The sequence below is a fragment of the Streptomyces boetiae genome (assembly GCF_031845405.1).
GTDB lineage: Bacteria > Actinomycetota > Actinomycetes > Streptomycetales > Streptomycetaceae > Streptomyces > Streptomyces boetiae.
This window is the reverse complement of the sequence record NZ_JAVREN010000060.1, coordinates 1-15097: the sequence shown is the minus strand read 5'-3', so window position 1 is coordinate 15097 and position 15097 is coordinate 1. Positions and strand designations below refer to the sequence as shown.

General features: G+C 76.1%; 14 protein-coding genes and 1 pseudogene. 11 read left to right on the top strand and 4 right to left on the bottom strand.

Annotated elements, in window-relative coordinates:
* The first annotated feature begins 40 nt into the window (after window positions 1-40).
* The 3 genes from ispG (at window position 41) to RM780_RS25140 (ending at window position 2923) form a co-directional block, all read left to right on the top strand.
* A complete protein-coding gene (gene ispG, locus RM780_RS25150) occupies window positions 41-1198 on the top strand; it encodes a flavodoxin-dependent (E)-4-hydroxy-3-methylbut-2-enyl-diphosphate synthase (protein ID WP_311633185.1) in 1158 nt (385 codons plus the stop codon).
* A gap of 152 nt (window positions 1199-1350) precedes the next feature.
* On the top strand, window positions 1351-2199 hold the full coding sequence (locus tag RM780_RS25145; RefSeq protein WP_311633184.1) for a GNAT family N-acetyltransferase: 849 nt from the start codon (window positions 1351-1353) through the stop codon (window positions 2197-2199).
* A 154-nt stretch (window positions 2200-2353) separates the two neighbouring features.
* Entirely contained in the window at window positions 2354-2923 is a 570-nt protein-coding gene (locus RM780_RS25140) for a GNAT family N-acetyltransferase (RefSeq protein ID WP_311633183.1), read from the top strand.
* Window positions 2924-2957: 34 nt separating this feature from the next.
* On the opposite strand, the gene RM780_RS25135 is transcribed toward RM780_RS25140, so the two are convergent.
* The 3 genes from RM780_RS25135 to RM780_RS25125 are packed head-to-tail and all read right to left on the bottom strand — an operon-like array spanning window position 2958 to window position 4821.
* Entirely contained in the window at window positions 2958-3860 is a 903-nt protein-coding gene (locus tag RM780_RS25135; RefSeq protein WP_311633182.1) for an aminoglycoside phosphotransferase family protein, read from the bottom strand.
* Complete coding sequence (locus RM780_RS25130; RefSeq protein WP_311633181.1) at window positions 3857-4330, bottom strand: DUF4439 domain-containing protein; 474 nt, start codon at window positions 4328-4330, stop codon at window positions 3857-3859. Before RM780_RS25130 ends, RM780_RS25135 begins: the two co-directional genes overlap by 4 nt.
* Window positions 4327-4821 carry a hypothetical protein gene (locus RM780_RS25125; protein WP_311633180.1) on the bottom strand — a complete coding sequence of 165 codons (495 nt, stop codon included), beginning with the start codon at window positions 4819-4821 and terminating at the stop codon, window positions 4327-4329. Before RM780_RS25125 ends, RM780_RS25130 begins: the two co-directional genes overlap by 4 nt.
* Window positions 4822-5172: 351 nt before the next feature.
* Here RM780_RS25125 and rimP point away from each other — a divergent pair, with 351 nt between their 5' ends.
* From rimP to RM780_RS25085, 8 genes and pseudogenes are all read left to right on the top strand, one after another.
* Window positions 5173-5688, top strand: coding sequence for a ribosome maturation factor RimP (rimP, locus tag RM780_RS25120; RefSeq protein ID WP_311633179.1), 516 nt, complete (start codon window positions 5173-5175; stop codon window positions 5686-5688).
* Window positions 5689-5690: 2 nt separating this feature from the next.
* On the top strand, window positions 5691-6707 hold the full coding sequence (gene nusA, locus RM780_RS25115) for a transcription termination factor NusA (protein ID WP_311633178.1): 1017 nt from the start codon (window positions 5691-5693) through the stop codon (window positions 6705-6707).
* 127 nt (window positions 6708-6834) lie between these two features.
* Window positions 6835-7113: a YlxR family protein gene (locus tag RM780_RS25110; protein WP_311633177.1), complete on the top strand. Its 279-nt coding sequence runs from the start codon at window positions 6835-6837 to the stop codon at window positions 7111-7113.
* 185 nt (window positions 7114-7298) lie between these two features.
* Window positions 7299-9846 (top strand): annotated as a pseudogene (gene infB, locus RM780_RS25105) (translation initiation factor IF-2).
* Window positions 9847-9919: 73 nt separating this feature from the next.
* On the top strand, window positions 9920-10216 hold the full coding sequence (locus RM780_RS25100; RefSeq protein WP_311633176.1) for a DUF503 domain-containing protein: 297 nt from the start codon (window positions 9920-9922) through the stop codon (window positions 10214-10216).
* A 41-nt stretch (window positions 10217-10257) separates the two neighbouring features.
* Window positions 10258-10740, top strand: a complete 483-nt coding sequence (gene rbfA / locus RM780_RS25095) for a 30S ribosome-binding factor RbfA (RefSeq protein ID WP_311633175.1) — start codon at window positions 10258-10260, stop codon at window positions 10738-10740.
* Window positions 10741-10746: 6 nt separating this feature from the next.
* Window positions 10747-11652, top strand: coding sequence for a tRNA pseudouridine(55) synthase TruB (truB, locus tag RM780_RS25090; protein ID WP_311633174.1), 906 nt, complete (start codon window positions 10747-10749; stop codon window positions 11650-11652).
* A gap of 115 nt (window positions 11653-11767) precedes the next feature.
* Window positions 11768-12712, top strand: a complete 945-nt coding sequence (locus RM780_RS25085; protein ID WP_311633173.1) for a bifunctional riboflavin kinase/FAD synthetase — start codon at window positions 11768-11770, stop codon at window positions 12710-12712.
* Window positions 12713-12737: 25 nt separating this feature from the next.
* Here RM780_RS25085 and RM780_RS25080 read toward each other — a convergent pair.
* On the bottom strand, window positions 12738-15097 hold a 2360-nt coding region (locus RM780_RS25080), incomplete at its 5' end, for a MinD/ParA family ATP-binding protein (protein ID WP_311633172.1).

The window sequence follows — 15097 nt, the reverse complement described above, 5'->3', positions numbered from 1 at the left end:
GAAGCCGCAGTAAGCCGCAGAAGAGGGTGCGCGAGAGCACATGACAGCCATCTCCCTGGGAATGCCGTCCGTCCCCGTCAAGCTGGCCGAGCGCCGCGCGAGCCGGCGCATCTCCGTCGGCTCCGTGCCCGTCGGCGGCGACGCGCCTGTCTCCGTCCAGTCGATGACGACGACCCGCACCTCCGACATCGGCGCCACCCTCCAGCAGATCGCCGAGCTCACCGCCTCCGGCTGCCAGATCGTCCGGGTCGCCGTCCCCACCCAGGACGACGCCGACGCCCTGGCGACCATCGCCCGGAAGTCGCAGATCCCGGTCATCGCCGACATCCACTTCCAGCCGAAGTACGTCTTCGCCGCGATCGACGCCGGCTGCGCGGCCGTCCGCGTCAACCCGGGCAACATCAAGAAGTTCGACGACCAGGTCAAGGAGATCGCCCGCGCCGCCTCCGCCGCGGGCACCCCCATCCGCATCGGCGTCAACGCCGGCTCCCTCGACCGGCGCCTGCTGGCCAAGTACGGCAAGGCCACCCCCGAGGCCCTGGTGGAGTCCGCGCTGTGGGAGTGCTCCCTCTTCGAGGAGCACGACTTCCGCGACATCAAGATCTCCGTCAAGCACAACGACCCGGTGATCATGGTCAACGCCTACCGGCTGCTCGCCGAGCGCTGCGACTACCCCCTCCACCTCGGCGTCACCGAGGCGGGCCCGGCCTTCCAGGGCACCATCAAGTCCGCCGTGGCCTTCGGCGCCCTGCTCAGCGAGGGCATCGGGGACACCATCCGGGTCTCCCTCTCCGCGCCCCCCGTCGAGGAGGTCAAGGTCGGCATCCAGATCCTGGAGTCCCTCGGCCTGCGCGAGCGCGGCCTGGAGATCGTCTCCTGCCCCTCCTGTGGCCGTGCCCAGGTGGACGTCTACAAGCTCGCCGAGGAGGTCACCGCCGGGCTGACCGGCATGGACGTCCCGCTGCGGGTGGCCGTCATGGGCTGCGTGGTCAACGGCCCCGGCGAGGCCCGCGAGGCCGACCTCGGCGTCGCCTCGGGCAACGGCAAGGGACAGATCTTCGTCAAGGGCGAGGTCATCAAGACCGTCCCCGAATCGAAGATCGTGGAGACCCTCATCGAGGAGGCCATGAAGCTGGCCGCGCGGATGGAGGCCGAGGGCGTTCCCTCCGGCGAGCCCGAGGTCTCCACCATCGCCTGACGGCGCCATGCCCGCCCGCGCCGCCGCCCCGGCCCTCCCGCCGGGGCCACGCCCGGCGCGCCGGGCGTTCTCCCGCGGGGTAGGGTGCGGGCACGGCAGTGCCGCCCGCCACCCCTCCCCGCGTCTGCCCCGAGCCCGGAGTACCGCCGCCCGTGCTGACCACCTCCACCCTCCGGGTCCTCGGCCCCCCCGACCTCGGCGAGGCCCTCGCCCTGCTCGACCGGGACCCCGTGGCCAACGCCTACGTCACCACCCGCGTCCTGGAGTCCCGTCTCGAACGCCCCTACCTCGGCGGCGAGCTGTGGGGCTGGTACGAACGCGGACGGCTGGCCTCGCTGTGCTACTCCGGCGCCAACCTGGTGCCGATCGGCGCCGACGAGGCGGCGCTGCGGGCGTTCGCCGCCCACGCGCTGCGCCGGGGCCGCACCTGCTCCTCCCTCGTCGGCCGCGTCGAGCCGGCCGCCCGCCTCTGGGCCCTCCTGGAGCCCCACTGGGGCCCCGCCCGCCAGCTTCGCGCCCGCCAGCCGCTGCTGATCACCCGGAGCGCGCCCGCCGGGGTGCGGCCCGACCCGGCCGTGCGGCGGATGCGCAAGGACGAGATGGACCTGGTCTACCCCGCGGCCGTGGCGATGTTCGCCGAGGAGGTCGGCGTCTCGCCCCTGGACGCCCCCGACGGGGGCCTGGCCTACCAGTCCCGCGTGGCCGAGACCGTCGGCACCGGCCGCTGCTTCGCCCGCGTGGAGGACGGGCGGGTGGTCTTCAAGGCCGAGATCGGCGCCGTCACCCCCCACGCCTGCCAGCTCCAGGGCGTGTGGACCGCCCCCGACCGGCGCGGGCAGGGGCTGGCCACCGCCGGCCTCGCCGCCGTCCTGCCCCACGCCCTGGCCGAGGCCGCGCCGGTCGTCAGCCTGTACGTCAACGACTTCAACGCCCCCGCCCTGGCCGTCTACCGCCGCCTCGGCTTCGAGGGCGCCGGGACGCTGATGACCGTCCTGTTCTGAACCCTCCTGACGGCCCGTCGCCGCTCACGCCCGGCTGCGCCCGCCGTTCCCCAACCGGCCGCGCCCGCGCGACGGCTGACGCCCCGCCGCCGCCCGGCCACCGATTCGCGGCACCGGGCGCGACTTCACCGGCCCGCCGCGTTAGCCTCCCCGCATGACACCAACGCCCGGCGGGGCCGCCCAGGACGCCCGCGACGTCGTCGTCGCGCCCCTCGACCTCGCCTACCGGGTGGACGAGGCGCTGAGCGTCCAGGCGCGGGCCTTCGGGCTCTCCGCGGACGAGGTCGCCGTGCGCCGGCACATCGTGCTGCGCCACGTCACCCACCCGGGCGCCCGCGCGCTGGGCGCGACCCTGGCCGGGGGCGAGCTGGTGGGCTTCGTCTACGGCATGCCCAACGAGCGCTCCCAGTGGTGGTCCAGCGTGGTCGAGCCCTACCTGCGCCGGGAGGGCGAGGACGACTGGCTGGACGACTCCTTCACCGTCACCGAGCTGCACGTGCTGCCCGGCTACCAGAACCGCGGCATAGGCCGGCGCCTGATCACCGGCCTGACCGACGCGGCCGATCAGCCGCGCTCGATCCTGTCGGCCATCGACACCGAGTCCCCCGCCCGCGCCCTCTACCGCAGGCTCGGCTACCGCGACCTGGCCCGCCGCGTCCTCTTCCCCTCCGCGCCCAGCCCCTACGCCGTCATGGGCGCCGTCCTCCCGCTGCGCCGCCTCTGAGCCCCCGGCCCCGTCCGCCCGCGGCTTCGCGGGCTCAGAGCCAGCCCGCGAACTCCAGCAGCATCTCCCCGTCGGCCCGGTTCCCCGCCGCCAGGTTCCGCACCCCCGACTCCACCGCCCGGAACAGCGACCAGGCGCGCAGCCGCTCCGGCTCCACCTCCACCGCGTCCGCCAGCCGTGCCACCCGCCGCCGGGTCACCGCCGGGCCGCCCGCCGAGGCCACCAGGTCGTGCAGCCGGTCCCGCACCAGCCGCGCCAGGTCGTAGGCCGGCTCGCCCACCACCGGCTCGGGCCCCACCGCCAGCCAGCGGGCCCGCTCGTCGTCCGAGGCCAGCACCGCCCCCTGCCGGAAGTCCCCGTGCAGCAGCCTCCCGGCCGGGGCCGCTGCCAGCAGCCCCGCGCGCAACCGCAGCGCCTCCGCGACCAGCCCGCCCGCCTCGCGCGGCGCTCCCGCCCGCATCCGCTCCGCCTGCGCCCCCGTCCGCTCGGCCACCGAGGGGAACGGATGCCCCGCGCCCGGCTCCACCCACAGCCGCCGCACGGCCGAGACCGCCTCCAGGCTCGCCTTCGCCTCGGGCAGCGAGCGCAGCGAGGTCTCCCCGTGCAGCCTCTCCAGCAGCAACGCCCCCTCCCGCGGCGCCTCGCGCAGCAGCCGCACCGCGCCCAGGCCGTTCCACCGCCGCAGCGCCGCCTCCTCCAGCGTCGCGGGGGCCGAGGGCGCGCATATCTTCAAGGCCGCCCGGCCGCCCGAGGCCGTACGCACCAGCACCGTCAGGCTGTCCCGCCCGCCCGGCTCCGCCACCCGCTCGGCCGTCAGGTCCCAGCGCCGCAGCAGCGACCCCGCCAGCGCGGGCAGACCGGCCAGCCAGTCGGCCGAGGAGGCGCCCTGGGCGCGGACCAGCCGGGCCGGCGGGCGCGGCAGCGCGGCGGCCGTCACCCCTCACCGCCCCCGGCCGGCTCCCCGCCCCCGCCGCTCCCCGCGTACTCGGCCAGCCCGGGGAACGCCTCGGCCGTCCCGCGCCAGCGCGCCGCGCGCACCGCCGCCTCGCTCAGCGCGGCGGCAGCCCCGCGGCGGTCCTCGCCCACCGCGGCCAGCACCAGGTCGGCGTAGGCCCCGGCCAGCCGCGACTCCAGCTCGGCCGCCAGGCGCACCGCCGCCTCCCCGTCGGCCACCTCGAACGGCAGCGCGTACGCCGCGGCGGCGGCCACCGGGGTGCCGCCCAGGTCGCGCACGGCCCGCCGCAGCCGGTCCCGGCGGGAGCGGTGCGCGGCGTGCGCCTCCCTGACCTCCTCGCCCCGGTCGTCCCCGAGCACGCCGCCGACGACGCCGTAGCCGTAGACGGCGGCGTGCTCGGCGGCCAGCGCGGCCTGGGTGGCGTCCAGCTCGTGGCTGCGGTCCTCGGTCATGGGCGGGCCTCGCTCAGCAGGTGGGCCTGGGCCGCCCCGGCGGCGGCCAGGGAGGCCAGCAGCCGGGCGAGTTCGGGCGGCGCCCCGGCCAGCGCGCGCAGCCGCTGGTCCGCCATGGCGCGCTCCGCGTCGATCAGCGCCTGGAGCGCCCGCTCCGGCTCGCCCGGGACCTCGGGCGCGGCGCCGGCCGGGGCGGGAGCCGCGGCGTCCCCGCCCGCGGCGCCGTCCGGGGAGGTCCCGCCGGCGCCTGCGAGCGCCGCCACGTGCGCGGCCACGCTCTCCCGCAGCGGGCCCAGGGCCCCGGCCAGCGCCGGGTGGGCCACGGCCGTGGCGTCGTAGCGCGCCAGTAGGGCGCTGCTGTCCCGCGCCGCCCTGCGGCGCAGGCCGGTCCCGCTGACGACGCCCCCTGCGCCGCCGCCCGCGCCGCTCCCCGAGGTGCAGCCGGCCAGGACGCCGGCCGCGCAGCCGGCCAGCAGCGTACGTCTGGGCATGCCGGGAGAGATGCCCCAGGACATGGCTTCCCCGCGCTTCCGTGTTGGTGCAGTTGACGAGTGGATCCAGTGGCTGCGGCGCCCGGCACGGCCGCCGCGGCGGCGGCCGAGATCACCGCCCCGTGAGCGTACCTGCGCGCAGCGCCTCCGCCGCCCCCGGCCCGCCCACCGGCGCGCCCGCGCCGCGCCCCCGCCCCCGTGGCCGCCGCACGCGGTACGTGCCGGTCGGTGCACCGTGCGGCAGGGGATAGGCTGGGACGGACGGCGCCCCGGCGGGGCCCGGCCCGGGACGGGCCGGAGCCGTCGCCAGCAGCACGCGACAACAGCAGACGCGGCCGAGGAGTCACCCGGATGAGCACCACCCAGATCGACAGGCTGCGGGAGCTGCTGGAGCCCCTGGCCGCCGGACGCGGGATGGACCTGGAGGACGTCAGCGTCACCCCGGCCGGCCGCCGCCGGGTGCTGCGCGTGGTCGTGGACGCTGACGGCGGCGTGGGTCTTGAGGCGTGCGCCGAGCTGAGCCGCTCGGTCTCGGCCGCGCTGGACCAGGCCGACGCGATGGGCGGCGCCCCGTACACCCTGGAGGTCACCTCCCCCGGCGCGGAGCGGGCACTGACCGAGCACCGCCACTACCGGCGTTCCGTCGGCCGCCTGCTGCGGCTGCGGCTGCGGGAGGGCGGGGAGCTGACCGCCCGGCTGACGGGTGTGGACGACAAGGGACTTGACCTCTCCGTGCCGGGGGAGAAGGGTCGGGGGCCCACGGCCCGGCGGGTGGCGTTCGAGGACGTGGCCGCCGCCCGGGTGGAAGTGGAGTTCAGCCGCCGGCCGGCCGCGGACGCCGGTGACGAGAGCGCGAAGGAGGCGTAGCCGTGGACATCGACATGAAGGCCCTCCAAGGGCTGGTCCAGGAGAAGGAGATCTCCTTCGACGTGCTGGTGGAGGCCATCGAGTCGGCGCTGCTGATCGCCTACCACCGCACCGAGGGCAGCCGGCGCCAGGCCCGCGTGGTCCTGGACCGCGCCACCGGGCACGTGACCGTTTGGGCGCGCGAGGACGAAGAGGACCTGGCGGACCTGGCCGAAGGCGAGGGCGAGGGCGAGAAGGCCGCGCCGCGGGAGTTCGACGACACCCCGCAGGGCTTCGGCCGCATCGCCGCCACCACCGCCAAGCAGGTGATCCTCCAGCGGCTGCGCGACGCCGAGGAGGACGTCACCTTCGGCGAGTACGCCGGCCGCGAGGGCGACGTCGTCGCCGGCGTGGTGCAGCAGGGCCGCGACCCCAAGAGCGTGCTGGTGGACATCGGCAAGCTGGAGGCCATCCTGCCCCCGCAGGAGCAGGTCCCGGGCGAGGAGTACGGGCACGGCTCCCGGCTGCGCTCCTACGTCGTCCGGGTGGTCAAGGGACCGCGCGGCCCCTCCGTCACCCTCTCGCGGACGCACCCCAACCTGGTGAAGAAACTCTTCGAGCTGGAGGTCCCCGAGATCGCGGACGGCTCGGTGGAGATCGCCGCCATCGCCCGAGAGGCCGGCCACCGCACCAAGATCGCCGTCCGCTCGCTGCGGCAGGGCCTGAACGCCAAGGGCGCCTGCATCGGCCCGATGGGCGGCCGGGTCAGGGCGGTGATGGCCGAGCTGCACGGCGAGAAGATCGACATCGTGGACTGGTCCGACGACCCGGCCGAGCTGGTGGCCAACGCCCTCTCGCCGGCCCGGGTCACCAAGGTGGACGTCGTGGACGAGGCGGCCCGCTCGGCCCGGGTGACCGTGCCGGACTACCAGCTCTCCCTGGCCATCGGCAAGGAGGGCCAGAACGCCCGCCTGGCCGCCCGCCTCACCGGCTGGCGCATCGACATCCGCCCCGACACGGAGCAGCCCGCCTCGCCGTAGCGGCGGCCCGGCCGCCGCGCCCGCGCCGGGAATGCGGGCGGGCCTCCGGGGCGTTGAGAGGCAGGAGCGTGGAGCGCGGCGTGGGCCCGCCCCGGTGGGGCGGGCGTCCGGGGAGGTAGAATCAGCGGTGTCTGGCCGGACACGAGGGTCGGCATGCCCGGAACGCACGTGCGTGGGCTGCCGGCAGCGTTCAGCCCGAGATGGCCTGCTGCGTGTGGTGATGGCCGGGGATCGCTGTGTCCCCGATCTTCGCGGTACGCTGCCCGGTCGGGGTGCGTACCTGCACCCCGTGCCGGAGTGCCTGGAGCTGGCCGTCCGCCGGCGGGCGTTCCCGAGGGCCCTCAGGGTCCAGGGGCCGCTCGACTGCGGAGAGCTGCGCCGGGTGATCGGCCGGACGGCGCCGTAAGGCCGTACAAAGGCAAGACCGTAAGAACCGTACGAAAGCGCCGCGCGGAAAGGCCGCGCGGCAGGTACCTCGCGAGTCGGAAGTAGGTCGAGATTGCGATGAGCACTCGATGAGTACGCGATGAGTACGCCCGTGAAGTAGCGAAGGTCCGGCGGACGACCGACCCCGGACCATGAAGGAGCGAAGTGGCTAAGGTCCGGGTATACGAGCTCGCCAAGGAGCTTGGAGTCGAGAGCAAGGTCGTCATGGCCAAGCTCCAAGAACTTGGTGAATTCGTCCGTTCGGCGTCCTCGACGATCGAGGCGCCTGTAGTACGCAAGCTGACCGACGCGTTCAGCGGCAATGGCGGCTCCGGCCGGCGGGACGCGCCCCGGCGGCGACGGCCGTCCCGGCCCGCGTCCGCAGGCCCCCGGCGGCGGGCGCGCCACCCCGGGCAACATGCCGCGCCCGCAGGGCGCCGCGCCCGGCGGGCCGCGTCCCGGCCCCGGCGGCAGCCGCCCGAACCCGGGCATGATGCCGCAGCGGCCCCCGGCTGGCGGCCGTCCCGGCGGCGGCCCCGGCGGCCGTCCCGGCGGCGGCGCGGGCGGTCCCCGCCCCGGCGGCGGTGGCGGCGGCGGCTTCGGTGGCCGCGGCGGCGGCACCCGTCCGGGTGGCGGCGGCGGTGGCGGCGGCTTCGGCGGCCGTCCCGGCGGCGGCGCGGGCGGCCCGCGCCCCGGCGGCGGTGGCGGCTTCGGCGGTGGCGGCGGCCGTCCCGGCGGCTTCGGCGGCCCGGGCGGACGCCCCGGCGGCCCGGGTGGCCGCGGCGGCACGCAGGGCGCGTTCGGCCGTCCCGGCGGCCCCGCGCGGCGCGGCCGGAAGTCGAAGCGGCAGCGTCGCCAGGAGTACGAGGCCATGCAGGCCCCGTCCATCGGCGGCGTGATGCTGCCGCGCGGCAAGGGCGAGACCATCCGTCTCTCCCGCGGCGCCTCGCTGACCGACTTCGCCGAGAAGATCAACGCCGACCCGGCCTCGCTGGTGCAGGTGATGTTCAACCTCGGCGAGATGGTCACCGCGACCCAGTCGGTCTCCGACGAGACGCTCCAGCTCCTCGCCGACGAGATGAACTACACGATTCAGATCGTCAGCCCCGAGGAGGAGGACCGCGAGCTCCTGGAGTCCTTCGACATCGAGTTCGGCGAGGACGAGGGCGGCGAGGACGCCCTGGTCTCGCGGCCCCCGGTGGTCACCGTCATGGGTCACGTCGACCACGGCAAGACCCGCCTGCTGGACGCGATCCGCAAGACCAACGTCATCGAGGGCGAGGCCGGCGGCATCACCCAGCACATTGGCGCCTACCAGGTGTCGATCGGCGTCAACGGCGAGGACCGCGCGATCACCTTCATCGACACCCCGGGCCACGAGGCGTTCACCGCCATGCGTGCCCGCGGTGCGAAGTCGACCGACATCGCGATCCTCGTGGTGGCGGCCAACGACGGCGTGATGCCGCAGACGGTCGAGGCGCTCAACCACGCCAAGGCCGCCGACGTGCCGATCGTCGTCGCGGTCAACAAGATCGACGTCGAGGGCGCCGACCCGGCCAAGGTGCGCGGCCAGCTCACCGAGTTCGGCCTGGTCGCGGAGGAGTACGGCGGCGACACCATGTTCGTCGACATCTCCGCCAAGCAGAGCCTGAACATCGACGCGCTGCTGGAGGCGGTCGTCCTGACCGCCGACGCCGCGCTCGACCTGCGCGCCAACCCGCACCAGGACGCCCAGGGCATCGCGATCGAGGCGCACCTCGACCGCGGGCGCGGCGCCGTGGCCACGGTGCTGGTGCAGCGCGGCACGCTGCGGGTCGGCGACACCATGGTCGTCGGCGACGCGCACGGCCGCGTCCGGGCGATGCTCGACGACACCGGCCGCCCGCTGGCCGAGGCCGGGCCCTCCACGCCCGTCCTGGTCCAGGGCCTGACCAACGTCCCGGGCGCGGGCGACAACTTCCTGGTCGTCGGCGAGGACCGCACGGCCCGGCAGATCGCCGAGAAGCGCGCCGCCCGCGAGCGGAACGCCGCGTTCGCCAAGCGCACCCGCAGGGTCTCCCTGGAGGACCTGGACAAGGTGCTCAAGGCCGGCGAGATCCAGCAGCTCAACCTCATCCTCAAGGGCGACGCCTCCGGCTCCGTCGAGGCCCTGGAGTCCTCGCTGCTCCAGCTCGACGTCGGCGAGGGCGTGGACCTGCGGGTGCTGCACCGCGGCGTCGGCGCGGTCACCGAGACCGACATCGACCTCGCGGCCGGCTCCGACGCCATCGTCCTCGGCTTCAACGTCCGCGCCGAGGGGCGCGCCACGCAGGCGGCCGAGCGCGAGGGCGTGGACGTCCGGTACTACTCGGTCATCTACCAGGCGATCGAGGAGATCGAGGCGGCGCTCAAGGGCCTGCTGAAGCCCGAGTTCGAGGAGGTCGAGCTGGGCACCGCGGAGATCCGCGAGGTCTTCCGCTCCTCCAAGCTGGGCAACATCGCGGGTGTCCTCATCCGCTCCGGCGAGGTCCGGCGGAACACCAAGGCCCGCCTGGTGCGCGACGGCAAGGTCGTCGCGGAGAACCTCACCATCGAGGGCCTGCGCAGGTTCAAGGACGACGTCACCGAGATCCGGGAAGGCTTCGAGGGCGGTATCAACCTCGGGAACTTCAACGACATCAAGGTCGACGACGTCATCGCCACCTACGAGATGCGGGAGAAGCCCCGCGTCTGACGCGGCGCCGGCCGGGGCCGCGCGGCGGGGGAAACCCGTCGATCGGCCCCGGCCCCACCGTTACGATCACCCCATGTACACAGGGACGTTGGCCTTCGACCTGCTGCTCGGCGACGTGCACTCGCTGAAGGAGAAGCGCTCCGTGGTGCGGCCGATCGTGGCCGAGCTGCGACGCAGGTTCGCGGTCAGTGCCGCCGAGGTGGGCGAGCAGGACCTGCACCGCCGCGCCAAGATCGGCCTGGCCGTCGTCGCCGGGGACGCCGCGCACGTCGCGGACGTCCTCGACCGGTGCGAGCGGCTGGTGGCCGCCCGCCCCGAGGTGGAGCTGCTGTCCGTGCGGCGGCGGATCCACGGTGAGCACGACGCATAGCGTCCCCCCACGCACAGCACACCGAGCAAGGAGACGGACCAGTGGCCGACAAGGCGCGGGCGAATAAGCTGGCGGACCTCATCCGCGAGGTCGTCGCCGAGAAGCTGCACCGGGACATCAAGGACCCGCGGCTCGGCACCCGGGTCACCATCACGGACACCCGGGTCACCGGCGACCTGCGGGAGGCCACCGTCTTCTACACCGTCTACGGCGACGAGTCCGACCGCGAGGAGGTGGCCGCCGGGCTGCGCAGCGCCAAGGGCGTGCTGCGCTCGGCGGTCGGCGCGGCGGCGGGCGTGAAGCACACCCCCAGCCTGGAGTTCGTCCCCGACGCGCTCCCCGAGAACGCCCGGAACCTCGACGACCTCTTCCTGCGCGCCCGGGAGCGGGACGAGCAGGTGCGGCAGGCCTCCGCGGGCGCCGAGTACGCCGGCGGCGCGGACCCCTACCGCGAGGGCGACGAGGCCGACGAGGCCCCCGGGGACGAGAACGACAAGGGCCGCGGCGCCCCCGGGGAGGGCTGACCCGGCGTGGGCGGCACCGGCACCGGCGGCCCCGACGGCCTGGTGGTCGTCGACAAGCCCGCCGGCTTCACCTCGCACGACGTCGTCGCGGTCGTCCGCGGGATCGCCCGCACCCGCCGCGTCGGGCACGCGGGCACCCTCGACCCCATGGCGACCGGCGTGCTCCTCCTCGGCGTGGGCCGTGCCACCCGCCTGCTGGGCCACCTGGCCCTGACGGAGAAGGAGTACACGGGCACCGTCCGGCTGGGCCAGGCCACCGTCACCGACGACGCCGAGGGCGAGGTCACCGCGAGCCCCGGCGCCGCCGGCCTGGGCCGCGGCGCGCTCGACACGGCCGTCGCCGGCCTGACCGGCGCCCTCCTCCAGGTCCCCGCGCGCGTCAGCGCCGTGAAGATCGACGGCCGCCGGGCGTACAAGCGGGTCAGGGCGGGGGAGGACGTGGAGCTGCCGGCCCGCCCGGTCACCGTGCACGCGTTCGCCGTGGACGCCGTCCGGGAGACGGCCGCCGCCGACGGCACGCCCGTCACCGACCTGGACGTGCGCGTGGTCTGCTCCTCCGGCACCTACGTCCGGGCCCTGGCCCGGGACCTGGGCGCCGCCCTGGGCACCGCCGGGCACCTGACCGCCCTGCGCCGCACCCGGGTCGGCCCCTACGGCCTGGACGCGGCCCGCACTCTCGACGCCCTGCGCGCGGAGTGGGCCCTCCTGCCGCTGGACGAGGCCGCGGCGCTGGCGTTCCCCCGCTGGGACGTGGACGAGGACCGCGCCCGGCAGCTCGGCCACGGAGCCCGCGTCCCCACCCCGCCCGAGCTGCCGCCGGGCCCCGTCGCGGTCTTCGGGCCCGAGGGGCGCTTCGTCGCGCTGATCGAGGCGGCGGGGGAGCGGTCGAGGAGCCTGGCGGTGTTCGCCTGAGCCCCGGCGGGGCCGGGCGGCATCCGGGCCGCCACGGGCCGCCGGGTACCGTGGACCGGCAGGCCGCACACGGAGTTCGGCGACGGTCAATCAGCGACGGCGAGGAGCGAGAACGGTGCAGCGATGGCGTGATCTGGCGGAGATCCCCGAGGAGTGGGGTCCCAGCGTCGTCACCATCGGTGCGTACGACGGGGTGCACCGGGGTCACCAGCTGATCATCGGGCGGGCCGTCGCGCGGGCCCGGGAGCTGGGCGTTCCCACCGTGGTGGTCACCTTCGATCCGCACCCCAAGGAGGTGACCCGCCCCGGCAGCCATCCGCCGCTGCTCGCCCCCCACCCCCGGCGGGCGGAGCTGATGGAGGCCCTGGGCGTGGACGCGGTGCTGGTGCTGCCGTTCACCAAGGAGTTCTCCCAGCTCTCACCGGCCGAGTTCGTGGTGAAGGTGCTGGTGGAGAGGCTGCACGCGCGGGCCGTGGTCGAGGGGCCGACGTTCCGCTTCGGGCACCGCGCCGCCGGCAGCGTCGAGACGCTCACCGAGCTGGGCCGCACCTACGGCTTCGAGATGCTCGTGGTCGACCTGTACGAACGGGGCGCGGCGGGCGAGGCGTTCTCCTCCTCGCTGGCCCGGCGGCTGATCGCCGACGGCGACCTCACCGGCGCCGCCGAGGTGCTGGGCCGCCCGCACCGCGTGGAGGGAGTCGTCGTGCACGGCGAGCACCGGGGCCGGGAGCTGGGCATCCCGACGGCGAACGTCGAGCCCGTGCCGTACTCGGCCGTCCCCGCCGACGGGGTGTACGCGGGCTGGCTGACCGACGAGAACGGCGAGCGGATGCCCACCGCCATCTCCGTGGGCACCAAGCCGCACTTCCACGGCACCCAGCGCGCTGTGGAGGGCTACGTCCTGGACCGCACCGGCCTCGACCTCTACGGGCAGCGGGTGGCGCTGGACTTCCACTCCTTCGTCCGCGGCCAGGAGGCGTTCGACACCCTGGACGCGCTGATGGAGCGGATCAACGCCGACATCGCCGCCGTGCGCGAGCGGACCCGCGAGGCCGGCTGAGCGGCCCCGCGGGCTGCCGGTCGCCTCAGCCCTGCGGCTGCTGTCCCCAGGGGCCCGGCTGCTGCGGATACCCGCCGTAGGGCGGCTGGGTCTGCTGCGGGTAGCCGTACCCGGGCGGCGGGGGCTGCTGCTGGGGCGGCGCCGGGGGCTGCTGCGGATACCCGTACCCCTGCTGCGGCGCCTGGCCCGGCAGCGGGGGCGCCACCTGCGGCGGGATGCCGCCGTCCGGCGTCCACAGGCCCTGCTCCTGCTGCACGCGCGCGAAGTCCTCGGCGATCAGGGCGGCCAGGTCGAAGTACGCCTGCCGGGTCCGGGGCCGCATCAGGTCCAGGTCCAGCTCGGCGCCCGCGGCCAGGTGCTCGTCGAAGGGCGCCACCACGACCCCGCGGCAGCGGGTCCTGAAGTGGGCCACGATGTCCTCGACCTTGACCAGCTTGCCGGTCTCCCGCACCCCGGAGATGACGGTGACGCTGCGCGCCACCAGCTCGCCGTACCCGTGCGCCGCCAGCCAGTCCAGGGTGGTGGAGGCGCTGGAGGCGCCGTCCACGGACGGGGTGGAGACGATGATCAGCTGGTGCGCGAGGTCGAGCACGCCGCGCATGGCGCTGTAGAGGAGGCCGGTGCCGGAGTCGGTGAGGATGATCGGGTACTGCCTGCCGAGCACCTCGATGACGCGGCGGTAGTCCTCGTCGTTGAAGGTCGTGGAGATCGCCGGGTCCACGTCGTTGGCCAGGATCTCCAGGCCCGAGGGGGCCTGGGAGGTGAACCGGCGGATGTCCATGTAGCTGTTGAGGTACGGGATCGCGCCGACCAGGTCGCGGATGGTGGCGCCGGTCTCGCGGCGCACGCGGCGGCCGAGCGTGCCCGCGTCGGGGTTGGCGTCGATCGCGATGACCTTGTCCTGGCGCTCGCTGGCCAGGGTCGCGCCGAGCGCGGTGGTCGTGGTCGTCTTGCCGACGCCGCCCTTGAGGCTGATGACGGCGATGCGGTAGCCCGAGAGCACGGGGGTGCGGATGATCTCCAGCTTCCGCTGCCGGTCCTGCTCGCCGGCCTTACCGCCGATCCGGAACCGCGAGGCGGGCTTGCTGGCCGGCTGGGAACGCGGCCTGTTGCGCCGCTTGTCCTGGAGCAGGCGGTCGGAGGACAGCTCGACGGAGGCCGTGTAGCCCAGGGCGCCGGGCTGCACCTGCGAGCCGTAGGGCTGCTGGGGCTGCCGGTCCCACCCGCCGGCCCGTGGGGGCTGCGCGGGCGGCGGAGCCTGTCCGGGCTGCGGGGCCGGGGGCGCCTGCGGGCCCTGTGGCAGTTGGGGGGCCGGGGGAGCCTGCGGTGCTTGCGGGGCCTGGGCCTGCGGCGCCGGCAGGGCCGGCGGCTGCCGGTCCCAGGCGCCGGGCTGCGGCGCGGCCTGCTGAGGGTGCGGCTGCGGCTGCTGCTCCGGGGCCTGCGGCAGCGCGGGCAGCGCTTGGCCCTGCTGCGGCAGCGGCTGGGGCGCGGGCGGCTGCGGCGGCGCGCCCCACGCCCCGGGCTGTGGCTGGGGCTGGTCCCAGGCCGGGGGCTGCGGCTGCGCGGCCTGCGGCTGCTGGTCCCAGGCGCCGGGCCGGGACTGGTCCCACGGGCCGGGCTGGGGCTGCTGCTGAGGCGGGTCCCACGGGCCCGGCTGCGCCTGCGGCTGCGGAACGCCCGGCTGCGCCTGCGGCGGGGGGAAGCCCGCGGCCGGGCCCTCCTCCGGGACGGGCGGGGTGAACGGCCCCGCCGCGGCGGCAGGTTGGGGCGCGGGAGGCGGGGACTGCGGCGCCCGGGGCTGCGGCGGCGCCCCGAGGAACGACGGCGGCTCCGGCTGCTGCGGGGCGTCCGCCGGCTCGGCGGGCCGCGCCGCGCCGCCGCGCGGGTCGACCGGGCCAGGGGCCCCCGGCGGCGGCGGCGGCGGCGCGGGGGCGGCGGCCGGGGCGGGCATCGGGGGCAGCGCCCGGCCGCGCGGGGGCGCCGGCGGCCCGGCGGGCTCCTCCGGCAGCTGCTGGGGACCGGCCTCGCCCGGGCCGTCGGCGGCCTCCGGGGCGTTCCGCGGTTCCCCGGCGTCGGAGGCCTCCGGGGCGCTGCCGACGGCGGCGTCCTCGGGCTCCTCCTCGGCCTCGTCCGGCTCCTCGGCCGGTCGCGCGAAGTCCACCGCGACGGCGGCCTCCTCCGCGGCGGGCGGCCGGACCGGGCTGAAGACGACGGTGTGGTCCGAGCGCAGCGGCTCGGCGCCGCCCTCGCTCTCCGGCCCGTCGAAGGGCACGGGACCCTCGGTGGCGAGGGGCGGCCCCTGCGGCTCGGCGGGGGCCGCCGGTGGCGCGGCCGGGACGGGCGCCTGGAGCTGGAAGTCCGGCGGCAGCGGCGGCAGTCCCCCGG

Excerpts from the sequence above, each read along its gene's own strand:
- ispG (WP_311633185.1), top strand. The coding sequence starts at position 41 with ATGACAGCCATCTCCCTGGGAATGCCGTCCGTCCCCGTCAAGCTGGCC.
- RM780_RS25140 (WP_311633183.1), top strand. The coding sequence starts at position 2,354 with ATGACACCAACGCCCGGCGGGGCCGCCCAGGACGCCCGCGACGTCGTC.
- RM780_RS25130 (WP_311633181.1), bottom strand. The coding sequence starts at position 4,330 with ATGACCGAGGACCGCAGCCACGAGCTGGACGCCACCCAGGCCGCGCTG.
- RM780_RS25125 (WP_311633180.1), bottom strand. The coding sequence starts at position 4,821 with ATGCCCAGACGTACGCTGCTGGCCGGCTGCGCGGCCGGCGTCCTGGCC.
- rimP (WP_311633179.1), top strand. The coding sequence starts at position 5,173 with ATGAGCACCACCCAGATCGACAGGCTGCGGGAGCTGCTGGAGCCCCTG.
- RM780_RS25100 (WP_311633176.1), top strand. The coding sequence starts at position 9,920 with ATGTACACAGGGACGTTGGCCTTCGACCTGCTGCTCGGCGACGTGCAC.